The following is a 12,783-nucleotide window of genomic DNA, read 5'->3' on the forward strand; positions in this document are numbered from 1 at the left end:
CCAGCAGAGACTTCTGACCCATGGACTTTTCCCGCTTTTTCATCGACCGGCCGATCTTCGCCGCGGTGCTGTCGATACTGATTTTTGTCGCCGGGGTGATAGCCATCCCGCTGCTGCCGATCAGCGAGTACCCGGACGTGGTGCCGCCCAGCGTGCAGGTGCGTGCAGAATACCCGGGCGCCAACCCGAAAGAGATCGCTGAAACGGTGGCCACGCCGCTGGAGGAAGCGATCAACGGCGTCGAAAACATGATGTACATGAAATCGGTCGCCGGTTCCGACGGCGTGCTGGTGACCACCGTCACCTTCCGCCCGGGCACCGATCCCGATCAGGCGCAGGTGCAGGTGCAAAACCGCGTGGCGCAGGCCGAAGCGCGCCTGCCGGAAGACGTGCGCCGCCAGGGCATCACCACCCAGAAACAGTCACCGGCGCTGACGCTGGTGGTACATCTGGTATCGCCTTCCGGCAAGTACGACTCGCTGTACCTGCGCAACTACGCCACCCTGAAGGTCAAGGATGAACTGGCCCGCCTGCCGGGCGTCGGCCAGGTGCAGATCTTCGGCGCCGGCGAATATGCGATGCGCATCTGGCTCGATCCGAACAAGGTCGCCGCGCGCGGGCTGACCGCCTCCGACGTGGTGAGCGCCATGCAGGAGCAGAACGTGCAGGTTTCCGCCGGCCAGCTTGGCGCGGAGCCGATGCCGACGCGCAGCGACTATCTGCTGTCGATCAACGCCCAGGGGCGCCTGCAAACCGAAGAAGAGTTCGGCAACATCATTCTCAAGAGCGGTGATAACGGCGAGATCGTGCGGCTGCGCGACGTGGCGCGCATCGAAATGGGCTCCGGCAGCTACGCGCTGCGCGCCCAGCTTAATAACAAGGATGCGGTCGGCATCGGCATCTTCCAGTCGCCGGGCGCCAACGCCATCGAGCTGTCGGACGCGGTGCGCGGCAAAATGGCCGAGCTGGCGACGCGCTTCCCGGACGGCATGAGCTGGAAATCGCCGTACGATCCGACGGTGTTCGTGCGTGATTCGATCCGCGCGGTGGTGGACACCCTGCTGGAAGCGGTGATCCTGGTGGTGCTGGTGGTCATTCTGTTCCTGCAGACCTGGCGCGCCTCGATCATTCCGCTGCTGGCGGTGCCGATCTCCGTGGTCGGCACCTTCGCCGCGCTGTATCTGCTCGGCTTCTCGCTCAACACCCTTAGCCTGTTCGGGCTGGTGCTGGCGATCGGCATCGTGGTGGATGACGCCATCGTGGTGGTGGAGAACGTCGAGCGCAACATCGAAGAGGGGCTGTCGCCGCTGGCGGCGGCGCACCAGGCGATGCGCGAGGTCTCCGGACCGATCATCGCCATCGCCGTGGTGCTGTGTGCGGTGTTCGTGCCGATGGCGTTCCTTTCCGGCGTCACCGGCCAGTTCTACAAGCAGTTCGCCGTCACCATCGCCATCTCGACGGTGATCTCCGCCATCAACTCGCTGACCCTGTCGCCGGCGCTGGCGGCGCGCTTGCTGAAACCGCACGGCGCGCCGAAAGACCTGCCGTCGCGCCTGATCGACCGGCTGTTCGGCTGGCTGTTCCGGCCGTTCAACCGCTTCTTCGCCAGCGGCTCGCAGCGTTATCAGCACGGGGTATCCCGCGTGCTTGGCCGACGCGGCGCGGTGTTCGTCGTCTACCTGCTGCTGCTGGCCGCCGCCGGCGTGATGTTCAAGACCGTACCCGGCGGGTTTATCCCGACGCAGGACAAGCTATACCTGATCGGCGGCGTGAAGATGCCGGAAGGCGCCTCGCTGGAGCGCACCGATGCGGTGATCCGCAAGATGAGCGCCATCGGCCTGAGCGTGGACGGCGTCACCGATGCGGTGGCCTTCCCCGGCCTGAATGCGCTGCAGTTCACCAATACGCCGAATACCGGCACGGTGTTCTTCGCGCTGGAGTCATTGAGCACCCGTACCCGCACCGCGGCGCAGATCAACGCCGAGATCAACGCGCGCATTTCACAGATCCAGGAAGGCTTCGCCTTCTCGATCATGCCGCCGCCGATCCTCGGCATCGGCCAGGGCTCCGGCTATTCACTGTACGTGCAGGATCGCGCCGGGCTGGGTTACGGCGCGCTGCAGACCGCGATCAACACGATGTCCGGCGCCATTATGCAAACGCCGGGCATGGGTTTCCCGATCTCCTCTTATCAGGCCAACGTGCCGCAGCTGGACGCCAAAATCGATCGCGACAAGGCCAAGGCCCAGGGGGTGCCGCTCAATGCGCTGTTCAGCACGCTGCAGACCTACCTCGGTTCGTCTTACATCAACGACTTTAACCGTTACGGCCGCACCTGGAAGGTGATGGCGCAGGCCGACGGCCAGTTCCGCGACAGCGTGGAAGACATCGCCAACCTGCGTACCCGCAACGACAAAGGCGAAATGGTGCCGATCGGCAGTATGGTCAGCATCGGCACCACCTACGGCCCGGATCCGGTGATCCGCTACAACGGTTTCCCGGCGGCGGACCTGATCGGCGACGCCGATCCGCGCGTCCTCTCCTCTACCCAGGCGATGAGCGCGCTGACGCAAATGGCCGGCAAGCTGTTGCCGAACGGCATGAACATCCAGTGGACCGATCTGAGCTACCAGCAATCGACCCAGGGCAACGCCGCGCTGGTGGTGTTCCCGGTGGCGGTGCTGCTGGCGTTCCTCGCGCTGGCGGCGCTGTACGAAAGCTGGACGCTGCCGCTGGCGGTGATCCTGATTGTGCCGATGACCATGCTGTCGGCGCTGTTCGGCGTGTGGTTGACCGGCGGCGACAACAACGTGTTCGTGCAGGTCGGGCTGGTCGTTCTGATGGGGCTGGCCTGCAAAAACGCCATTCTGATCGTCGAGTTCGCCCGCGAACTGGAAATGCAGGGCAAAGGCATCGTCGAAGCGGCGCTGGAGGCCTGCCGCCTGCGGCTGCGGCCGATCGTGATGACCTCCATCGCCTTCATCGCCGGCACCATCCCGCTGATCCTTGGCCATGGCGCCGGCGCCGAAGTGCGCGGCGTCACCGGCATCACGGTGTTCTCCGGCATGCTGGGGGTCACCCTGTTCGGGCTGTTCCTGACGCCGGTGTTCTACGTCACCTTGCGGCGCCTGGTGGCGCGCAAAGCGCAGCCGCAGACGGCGTAATCATCATCCTGAAATGCAAAAAGGTCGGGCAATGCCCGACCTTTTTTATGCGCTCCATCCGGCATTATTTACCGGCGGCTTCAGCCTCTTGCTCGGCGGCGTATTCCGCGCAGGCGCGCTTGTCGCCCCGCTCCAGCTCGGCCAGCGAGTCGGCCACGGTGTGGCGCGCCAGCACCGCGAGCGAAGCCTGCTCGGCCTCGTTCACCACCGATTTGAAATACCAGCAGGCGTTGGCGCTCACCAGGCAACGAGCCGGCACTTCAGGGCGGGAAGCCCAGATGCGCTTGTCGTCGATTACCGCCAGATAGATGTCCCGCAGGGTGATCTCTTCCGCCGGGCGGCCGAGGTGGATAGAGCCGTTTCGGCCCAAGGTGGAAACGATGATGCCGTCTTTGGTCAACGGCACCATCAGTTTGCGGATAAAGCTGGGGTTGGCTTCCAGAGCGGCGGCGAGGGTGGCGCTCGTCGAACGCATGCCCTGCTTCTCAGCTACGGCGACGCTAAGGACCATTTGCAACGCTGTCGGAAAGCGAAAATCTAACATGTCGTTATCTCTGCGAGACGAAATACTCGGGTTTGGCCGGTGTGGCGATTGGCGCCGATAACACCGCTTAATTGCACAATAATATAACAAACGCAGGGGCTTTTTTGAAGTTTCGCCCAGCGATATCGCACGCAGACATTAGAACGATCGCAAACTTTTGGGCAGGCAGAAAACAGAAACCCGCGTCAATGTTAACGCCGCTCGCTTAACCGGGTTAAACGATCAGAACTAACACTGCCCGCGGGTTTAATTCGAATGTGGCGATCAAGCTCTGTTCAGCACCAGCTGGCCGTTTTTATCCAACGGGATTTGCGTGCCCGGATCGTGATCCATGCGGATCTTGCCCTGCTGATTGCCGATCTTGTAGGTCACGTCATAGCCCAGCATTTTCTGGGACTTGTCGTAGACCGTTTTGCAACGCTGCTGAACGCTGGTGGTGACGTCGTTGTTCTGCATCGCCCCTTGCACCTGGTTGCCGGCGTAGCCGCCGCCCAGCGCGCCGACCACGGTCGCCACGTCGCGCCCGCGACCGCCGCCGAACTGGTGGCCAATCACGCCGCCCGCCACTGCGCCCAGCACAGAGCCGGCGATGCGGTTTTCATCCTGCACCGGTGCGCGGTGCGTCACGGTGACGTTGCGGCATTCCTGACGCGGCGTTTTGATGGTTTCTTTAATCGGTGTGGCGGCGAGCACCTGCGCATATTGCGGACCGGCAGAAAAGACGTCCAGGCTGGCTACCGCGGCAATCCCCAGAGCGGCAGCGATACCAATTCCAACACCGGCTAACATTGACTTGTTCACAGGAAACCTCCTGAAAGTGTTACCACGCATTTTTTCCGGGGTCTGTTACCGGCTGGCACCGCGCTTATTATTTTGCGCATGGGCGGCTGGCGGTATCCCGGTTTACGGCGTGCGCGACGCGCCGTCTGTAAACGAGGTAAAGTCTGCACAATGATTTGAGGGCTCGCAATAAGACAAGGGGACCAAAAATGCGGGAAAACGGCCATTTTGCCGTTGTTTAGGAGGAATCTTAAGAATTTTACCCATGTCGGCGACAGCTTATGCTGAAGAATCAAGCAACCGCCGCCGTTAGCCTCGCGCCGCCATAAAAAAAACCCGCGCGGGCGAACCGGCGCGGGTTGATCGACAACGGCGGGATCAGTGCATCTTCAGGCGCGGGCGGATCACCCGGTTAATGCCGCCCACCAGCATCATCAGGCCGGTTTTGATGTAGCCGTGCAGCGCCACCTGGTGCATGCGATACAGCGAGATGTAGACGAAGCGCGCGATGCGCCCTTCCACCATCATCGAACCGCGCATCAGGTTGCCCATCAGGCTGCCGACGGTGCTGAAGCGCGACAGCGACACCAGCGAGCCGTGATCTTTATACACGTAAGGCTTCAGCGTCTGGCCGTTCATCAGCGCCAGAATATTGGTGGCGCAACGCGAAGCCATCTGGTGCGCCGACTGCGCGCGCGGCGGCACGAAACCGCCGCCCTCTTTCGGACAGGAAGCGCAGTCGCCGATGGCGAAGATGTTCGGATCGCGCGTGGTCTGCAGCGTCGGCTCCACCACCAGCTGGTTGATGCGGTTGGTTTCCAGGCCGCCGATGTCCTTCATAAAGTCCGGCGCCTTGATGCCGGCCGCCCACACCATCAGATCGGCGTCGATGAATTCGCCGCCCTTGGTGTTCAGCCCCTTGGCGTCCGCGCTGGTCACCATGGTGTTGGTCAGCACGCGCACGCCCAGTTTGATCAGCTCCTGGTGCGCGGCGGCTGAAATGCGCGGCGGCAGCGCCGGCAGGATGCGCTCGCCGGCTTCCACCAGCGTCACGTTGAGCGCACTGTTGTCCAGGCCTTCAAAGCCGTAGCTGTGCAACTGCTTCACCGCGTTGTGCAGTTCGGCGGACAGTTCAACGCCGGTGGCGCCGCCGCCGACGATAGCGATGTTGACCCGCTCTTTTTGCCCCGGCTGCGCCGAGAACTTCAGGAACAGGTTGAGCATTTCGTTGTGGAAACGACGTGCCTGATGGGGGTTATCGAGGAAGATGCAGTGCTCTTTCACGCCTGGCGTACCGAAATCGTTCGAGGTGCTGCCCAGCGCCATCACCAGAATGTCGTACGGCAATTCGCGCGCCGGCACCAGCTCGCCGCCCTGCTCGTCGCAGATCTGCGCCAGCTGCAGCGTTTGCGTCTCACGGTTGATGTTGGTCAACGACCCCAGCTGGAAGCTGAAATGGTGATTGCGCGCATGCGCCAGGTAGCTGAGCGCATCTACGCCGTCATCGAGGGAACCGGTCGCCACTTCGTGCAACAGCGGTTTCCACAAATGGCTGTGGTTGCGATCCACCAACGTGATCTCGGCTTTGTTCTTGCGGCCAAGTTTATGGCCCAGGCTGGTCGCCAGCTCCAAACCACCGGCGCCGCCGCCAACAATAACGATTTTCTTCTTTGGCGTTGTCAAAATAACCCCCTAAATGTGAACCATTTGTTATCCCAGGGTAAATAAATAATATCCTTAGAATACATAGGGTTCGCTTAAAATAAATCGGCTCTCTGCAGCCAGAATAGCATGTGAGGTTATTTGGTCATACCAAAATTGATGTACATCAAATTTTTTTGGTTAAAGGCTGGACGCGGGGATTTTTTGGGGATTGCGATTCAAATAGTTAGCGCTGAGTCACAGTTTTAAATTTTGCCGATTGCCACACGGAATCTTGCTTTGACGTACAAAAAAGCCGCACTTTCCGCCGGTGAAAAACGGGGCGCGCGGCTCGCGGCAGCGTTATGAAACTGTTAACCCAGCGCCTTGAACGCCTTGAGCCGCTGCAGATGCGGAGAGATGTTTTTGAACTTGTGCGTCTGCTGTTCATCCCACACGATCTCGTAGTAGTGATGCAGCAATTCGGCGCTGCGCCGGTTATCCAGCACCTCGTCGTGGCGCGACAGCACCACCAGACAGCGATCGCGGTTTTTCTCGCGGAAATCCTCCACGCACTTGGTGGCGATATCGCGATATTCTTCCGGCCGGTCTATCTTGCCGTGCATGTGCTCTTCCGGGTACAGGTTGGGATTGAACATCGCCTGGCGAATGCCGCACAGGAAGCCGATGCGCTCCGCCCAGAAGCCGCCGAGGCCAACCCCGCAGATCAACGGGTGCGCATCGCCGCCCTGCTGCACCGCCTTGTCCACCTCCTTCAACAGATGCTGCATGTCGTGACGCGGATGCAGCGTGCTGTAGCTGATAAAGCGCACGTCCGGATCGATAAACTGCAGCTGTAATACCTTTTCATGATTGCCGGGACTGGTGGAATCGAAGCCGTGCAAATAGATAATCATGTGGATCCTCGCAACAAGCCAAGGGCCGCGGGCGCGGCCCTCATCATTTCCGCTCCGCGCCGCGATGCGGCGCCTGGGTTCACCCTTGCGAACGCTGCTTGTGCTCCTCCCAGCGTTCGCTCAGCGCGCTGAGCGCCTTGTGCGCCTGCTGCCAGCGCTCGGAGTCGCGCAGTTCCTGACGGGTGAACTGACCGCGATGATATAACCGCTTCACCTTCTCTGCTTTGACCGGGGACAGGTTATCCAGCACGCTGACCGCACCTTCGCGGTGGTTGCACACCAGGATCATGTCGCAACCGGCATCCAGCGCCGCCTGGCCGCGCTCGGCGTAGCTGCCCATGATGGCGGCGCCTTCCATCGACAGATCGTCGGAGAAAATCACGCCGTCGAAGCCCAGCTCCTGACGCAGGATCTGCTGCAGCCAGTACGGCGAGCCGCTGGCCGGACGCGGGTCCGCTTCAGTATAGATGACGTGAGCCGGCATGACGGCGTCCAGCAATTGACGATTGATCAGCTCGCGGAAGATCGCCATGTCATGCTCGCGGATCTGCGCCAGCGGCCGCGGATCGCGCGGGGTTTCCTTGTGCGAATCGGCGCTGACGGCGCCGTGCCCCGGGAAGTGCTTACCGGTGGTTTTCATGCCGGCGCTGCGCATGCCGAGGATAAAGCGCTCCGCCATCGCCAACGCCTGCTGCGGATCGCTGTGGAACGAACGCTCGCCGATCGCCGCGCTGGCATGGCCGATGTCCAGCACCGGCGCAAAGCTGATGTCGATATCCTGCGCGATCATCTCCGCCGCCATCAGCCAGCCGGCCTCCTGCGCCAGGCGGCCGCCTTCTTGCGCATCGTTCAAGGCGGCGAACGATTGCGCCGCCGGCAAGCGGGTGAAGCCTTCGCGGAAGCGCTGCACGCGCCCGCCCTCCTGATCCACGGCCACCACCAGCCGATCGTGCGAAGCGGCGCGGATCTGGCGCACCAGCTCACGCAGCTGCTCCGCATCGTGGAAATTGCGGGTAAACAGGATCAATCCGCCAACCAGCGGGTGTTTCAGAATCTCGCGTTCTTCTGCATCCAGCTCGTAGCCGGCGACATCTAGCATTACTGGGCCCACGGGTACCTCACTTCATATTGTTCATTCAGAATTCGGATGATGATAAACAGAATTGCCGGCGCAGCGCCGCGCCCCAGCGCAAAAATTCAACGTCGCCGCTCTGCTGCCAGCGCACTTCAAACCACAGCAGCATCAGATAATCCACCCACGGCAGCCAGCGGCACACCTGCGCCTGCAGCCGGGCGACATCGTGATAGCCCTGACGCGCGTAGTGCTGCAAAAAGCGCTGCTGCGGCTCGGCCGCCCAGCCGTTGCCGCGAAACAGCGCGGCGATATCCAGAGCCACATCGCCATCGGCGGCATACTCCCAGTCGATCAGCCGCAGCCCCTCGCCGGTCGCGAGCAAATTGCCCGGATGGATGTCCATGTGCAGCGGTGCCAGGCGTAATGGCCGCGGCGGCGCACAGCGTAAGAAATGACGCTGCCAACGCAGCCAGGCAGGGGTTAAACGCCGCGTATCCAGCTGCTGCCAGTAGCGGAGGAACTGCCGCCGCAGATCCAGCCGGTAACCGCTGAGCGGCCGCCGATGCAGCGTCGTCGCCATCGCCGCCAGCTCGCCGCGCTGATTCAGCGCGTCAAACTCAGCTTCTGTGACGATGTCACCTTCGAGCCATTCGAGGACAAGCCACTGATTATTCTGCGCGAAAACCCGTGGCCCCAGCCCCGACGCGCAGCGACGCAAGACCTGCGCTTCCCGCCGTCTGCTCACGCCCAGCGCGCGTTTCTCCGCGCTGTTTTGCCGCGCCAGCAGCGTGATGCCCGATCCGTCGATGCGCCAGCTCTCGCCGGTCAGCCCCTGCACCGGGCTGAAATGACAACCGGCGGTATTCACCGCCGGCAGTCTGGTTTCCATCAGTTGTCGCAGCGCGGCCTCAGCGTTTAACGGCGCCATTGCCCGACCAGACGATCTCGCCGGTTTGCACCAGCATCAACTGCATATCCAGCGCCGGCGACTTCACGTCGCCGCTGACGTCGCTGTACAGCACGTACTGCGCGCCGACGATGCGCGCCAGGCCAATCGCCTTGCTGCGCGAACCGAAGCTGTCATCCGCCGACAGGCCCAGCGTTTGTCTGGCGCTGGTCAGCTTCGCTTCCGGCACCACGCTGAAGGTGGAGTTCGACGCCAGCGCCTTATACAGCGCCGCGGTGGCTTTGCCCATCTGCAGCGAACCGTTGGTGTTGTTCTTGACGCTGTCCAGCAGCAGCACGCTGCCGGCCGTGACGCCATCGGCCTTCAGCATCTGATTCACCAGCGGCTGAACGCTGCCCAGCCAGTCAAGCTGCTGGATTTTCGGCGGCTGCGGCACCGGCTCGGTGGTTGGCGGCTGCGGCTGCTCGACCGGCGGCGTCGGCTGTTCCGGTTCGGCGGTGACCGGCGGCAACGGCTGATCCGGCTCAGGCGGACGCGACAGACAGCCGCTCAGGGTGAATGCGGCCAGCGCCACTAAGACGTACTTTTTCATGCTTTCTCTCCAAACCTGGCAAGCGCTTACAGGTACAGATACAGACGCGCGCTTTTAGCTTCCAGATTACCGTTAATCGAGTAGATTTTGGCGTCCGAGTTAGGCGCCACGACGATCTCACGCGGTTTCTCGAAGGGGCGAATATCCAGCCCCTGCGCGTCGTACCAATAGAAACGATAATGCACGGTGACCGGCGTCGGTTGGCTGTTATTGAGCACCGAAGTCGCCATCACCCGCCCGGAAGCGTTCGAGACAGAGGGCGTATCGGCAAAAATGCCGGCGGTCAGCACCGAAGGATCCATCACCACCGTTTGCCCCCGGTTAACCGCGATGCCGGATGGCGAACTGCACCCCATCAGCAACGCGGCGGGCAGCGCCAACGCCATCAGACAACGCAGAGTTTTTTTACCGCGCATGATTTCCTCGCTTAACGTGACAGCAGCGGCCCCAGCGAGCGGCCACCGACCAGGTGCATATGAATATGATAGACCTCCTGACCGGCGTGGCGGTTGCAGTTGACGATCAGACGGTAGCCGTCCTCGGCGATGCCTTCCTGTTCGGCGATTTTCGCCGCGGCGGTGATCATGCGGCCCAACGCGGCCTCATGCTCCACGGTCACGTCGTTGACGGTTGGGATCAGCACGTTGGGCACGATCAGCACATGGGTAGGCGCCTGGGGGGAGATGTCACGGAAAGCGGTCACCAGTTCATCCTGGTAAACCACATCAGCAGGGATTTCGCGGCGGATAATTTTACTGAAAATCGTTTCTTCGGCCATCTGGCGTTCCTTGTTTTACACAATTAGCTGTACGCAGTATGAGTGACAAATTCTACTGCTTTCAACCTGATTGCGCACTTTCCACGTCGAGTGCTGCAGATTCGCGCAGCCCGGCCCCCCGCTTGTGCATCTTTTCACTTTGGTTATTCACTATTGTTGCTTTACTTGCCCCGCGCCGCCGCCAATAGTAACTCCATGATTAACAAAGGATAGAGGGCGTTATGTTACCGAGAATTTCGGCGCTGTGCGCGCTGTTGCTGAGCGCCGCCGTGCAGGCGGCCACGACGGGCGGTATCGACCTGCAGGCTAACCGACAGCCGATACACGCAGAGAAGAATCCCGCCGCTATCGCGCTGATCCCGGCGAACTTTCACTTCGCGGTGCCAGGCAAGCTGACGGTGGCGGTGGCGTTCGAAAACTCCCCGCCGCTGGCGCTGTTCGCCGAAGACAATAAAACGCTGATCGGCAGCGATCCGGACATCGCCCGCCTGGTGGCCGACAGCCTCGGGCTAGAGTTGAACCTAGTGCCCACCTCCTGGGAGGATTGGCCATTGGGCATCAGCGCCGGCAAATACGACGCGGCGATCTTCAACATCGCCGTCACCAAACAGCGCAAAACCAAATTCGACTTCGCCACCTACCGGATGGACACGCTGGGCTTTTACGTCAAATCCACCAGCAAGATCGCCTCTATCAATCGGCCGCAGGACGTCGCCGGGCTGCGGATCATCGTCGGATCCGGCACCAATCAGGAAAACATTCTGCTGGGATGGGATAAGCAAAATCGCGCCGCCGGGCTGCCGCCGGTACAGCCGATCTACGTGACCGACGACGCCGCCACCAACCTGAGCATTCAGTCCGGGCGCGCCGATGCGTTCTTCGGCCCCCACTCCACCGGCGCCTACAAGGCGGCGCTGACCGGCAAAACCAAAATGGTCGGCATCGGCCCCAACGTGGCCTATGTCGCGGTCACCACCAAAAAAGGCAACGGGCTGGTGAACGCCGTCAACGCCGCGATCAATGGCGCGATCGTCAGCGGCGAATATGCGCAGGTGCTGGAACGCTGGGGCGAAGGCGACGAAAAGGTCGAGCGTTCAACCATCAACCCGCCGGGCATCGGCGACTAGCCGCCGATCAGCTGCGGCGCATGCCGACGCATCCACTCGGCCAGCGAGTCCAGCGTTGGCCGCAGCGATTTGCCCAGCGCGGTGACCTGATACTCCACCCGCGGCGGCACTTCGGGAAACACCTGCCGCGTCACCAGGCCGCGCTGTTCGAACAGCCGCAGCTGGCGCGTCAGCTCTTTCTGCGCAATGGGCGCCACCGCCCGCTGCAGCTCGCTGAATCGCACCGGGCCGTCGATCATGATCAGCCGGTACAATATCGGTATCGCCCATTTACCCGACACCAGATTGACGAAGTCCACCATCGGGCAGGGTTCGCCCGCCGTCGGCAACGCCGCCAAATTATTTTCCGCCGCTAAGGGCGCTTGCGCCGTCATTTCATCCCTCCTCGTCCTTTAGTATCCAAAAGGTGCCTACTATGCAAAAGGAACTATAGCGCAAATAATGCCGCAACTGACGCTAAAGAGGAATCGGTTATGTCACGACTGCAAGGCAAATACGCATTGATTACCGGCGGCACCAGCGGCATCGGGCTGGAAACCGCCCGCCAGTTCATCGCCGAGGGCGCTTTGGTTGCGATCACCGGCCGCAGCCAACGCGCCCTGGACACGGCGGGCCAGGCATTGGCGGACAAGGCGCTGTTGCTGCTGAGTGACGCCGGCGACATCCCACAGCAGCGCGCGCTGGCGCAGCAGTTGGAGCAGCGCTGGCCGCGGCTGGACGTGCTGTACATCAACGCCGGCGACGTCACGCACCGCCCGCTGCAGGAGTGGGATGAGCAAAGCTATCAGCGGCTGATGGACATCAACCTGAAGGGGCCGTTCTTTCTGATCCAGGCGCTGCTGCCGCTGCTGGCCAACCCTTCTTCGGTGATCCTGTGCGGTTCGGTCAGCGCCCATATCGGCCTGCCGCAGAGCAGCGCCTACGCCGCCAGCAAAGCCGGTTTGCTATCTTTGGCCAGAACGCTCTCCGGCGAGCTGCACGCGCGCGGCATTCGCGTCAACGGCCTCAGCCCCGGCCCGACCGAAACCCCGGCATTGGGTAAACTGGGGTTGGCGGAAGCGGACGAGCAGGCATTGCGCGACGATATCCGCGCGCTGGTGCCGATCGGCCGCATGGGCAGCGCGCTGGAGCTGGCCAAAGCGGCGGTGTTTCTGGCGGCGGATGAGTCGGCCTTTATGGTCGGTGCCGAGCTGCAAATGGACGGCGGCGTGGGGAATTTATAATTTAGCGACGCGGCCGCGCCCCGCGCGGCCCGCAA

13 protein-coding genes are annotated in these 12,783 nt (G+C 62.0%); 3 read left to right on the plus strand and 10 right to left on the minus strand.

Annotated features, from left to right (window positions below):
• The first annotated feature begins 20 nt into the window (after positions 1 to 20).
• Positions 21 to 3,164 carry a multidrug efflux RND transporter permease subunit SdeB gene (sdeB, locus tag L085_RS18925; RefSeq protein ID WP_044031466.1) on the plus strand — a complete coding sequence of 1,048 codons (3,144 nt, stop codon included), beginning with the start codon at positions 21 to 23 and terminating at the stop codon, positions 3,162 to 3,164.
• A 64-nt stretch (positions 3,165 to 3,228) separates the two neighbouring features.
• On the opposite strand, the gene L085_RS18930 is transcribed toward sdeB, so the two are convergent.
• The 9 genes from L085_RS18930 to hinT form a co-directional block, all read right to left on the minus strand.
• Entirely contained in the window at positions 3,229 to 3,708 is a 480-nt protein-coding gene (locus L085_RS18930) for an Rrf2 family transcriptional regulator (protein WP_015377469.1), read from the minus strand.
• A gap of 264 nt (positions 3,709 to 3,972) precedes the next feature.
• Positions 3,973 to 4,509: a glycine zipper 2TM domain-containing protein gene (locus L085_RS18935; protein ID WP_004928798.1), complete on the minus strand. Its 537-nt coding sequence runs from the start codon at positions 4,507 to 4,509 to the stop codon at positions 3,973 to 3,975.
• A gap of 357 nt (positions 4,510 to 4,866) precedes the next feature.
• Positions 4,867 to 6,171, minus strand: a complete 1,305-nt coding sequence (locus tag L085_RS18940) for an NAD(P)/FAD-dependent oxidoreductase (RefSeq protein ID WP_004928794.1) — start codon at positions 6,169 to 6,171, stop codon at positions 4,867 to 4,869.
• Between the two features lie 332 nt (positions 6,172 to 6,503).
• Positions 6,504 to 7,046, minus strand: coding sequence for an alpha/beta hydrolase YcfP (gene ycfP / locus L085_RS18945; protein ID WP_015377468.1), 543 nt, complete (start codon positions 7,044 to 7,046; stop codon positions 6,504 to 6,506).
• Positions 7,047 to 7,125: 79 nt separating this feature from the next.
• The gene (nagZ, locus tag L085_RS18950; protein WP_044031467.1) at positions 7,126 to 8,145 is read right to left on the minus strand and encodes a beta-N-acetylhexosaminidase; all 1,020 of its coding nucleotides are present in this window, start codon (positions 8,143 to 8,145) and stop codon (positions 7,126 to 7,128) included.
• A 37-nt stretch (positions 8,146 to 8,182) separates the two neighbouring features.
• Positions 8,183 to 9,049, minus strand: coding sequence for a thiamine kinase (gene thiK, locus L085_RS18955; RefSeq protein ID WP_044031469.1), 867 nt, complete (start codon positions 9,047 to 9,049; stop codon positions 8,183 to 8,185).
• Positions 9,030 to 9,620 (minus strand): penicillin-binding protein activator LpoB, encoded by a 591-nt coding sequence (lpoB, locus tag L085_RS18960; RefSeq protein ID WP_044031470.1) that lies wholly within the window; start codon positions 9,618 to 9,620, stop codon positions 9,030 to 9,032. Before lpoB ends, thiK begins: the two co-directional genes overlap by 20 nt.
• A 26-nt stretch (positions 9,621 to 9,646) precedes the next feature.
• Positions 9,647 to 10,036, minus strand: a complete 390-nt coding sequence (locus L085_RS18965; protein WP_025302428.1) for a YcfL family protein — start codon at positions 10,034 to 10,036, stop codon at positions 9,647 to 9,649.
• 11 nt (positions 10,037 to 10,047) lie between these two features.
• Positions 10,048 to 10,398, minus strand: coding sequence for a purine nucleoside phosphoramidase (gene hinT / locus L085_RS18970; protein WP_004928776.1), 351 nt, complete (start codon positions 10,396 to 10,398; stop codon positions 10,048 to 10,050).
• Between the two features lie 221 nt (positions 10,399 to 10,619).
• Between hinT and L085_RS18975 the strand changes: the two genes are divergently transcribed.
• Complete coding sequence (locus L085_RS18975; RefSeq protein ID WP_044031471.1) at positions 10,620 to 11,525, plus strand: transporter substrate-binding domain-containing protein; 906 nt, start codon at positions 10,620 to 10,622, stop codon at positions 11,523 to 11,525.
• Here the strand turns inward: L085_RS18975 and L085_RS18980 are convergent.
• Positions 11,522 to 11,899 carry a helix-turn-helix domain-containing protein gene (locus tag L085_RS18980; protein WP_074469396.1) on the minus strand — a complete coding sequence of 126 codons (378 nt, stop codon included), beginning with the start codon at positions 11,897 to 11,899 and terminating at the stop codon, positions 11,522 to 11,524. The two genes, L085_RS18975 and L085_RS18980, sit on opposite strands and share 4 nt — an antisense overlap.
• Positions 11,900 to 11,998: 99 nt before the next feature.
• Here L085_RS18980 and L085_RS18985 point away from each other — a divergent pair, with 99 nt between their 5' ends.
• Positions 11,999 to 12,748, plus strand: a complete 750-nt coding sequence (locus L085_RS18985; protein ID WP_044031472.1) for an SDR family oxidoreductase — start codon at positions 11,999 to 12,001, stop codon at positions 12,746 to 12,748.
• Positions 12,749 to 12,783: the final 35 nt, after the last annotated feature.

Source organism: Serratia sp. FS14 (assembly GCF_000695995.1).
In the GTDB taxonomy this organism is placed as follows: Bacteria; Pseudomonadota; Gammaproteobacteria; order Enterobacterales; family Enterobacteriaceae; genus Serratia; species Serratia nematodiphila.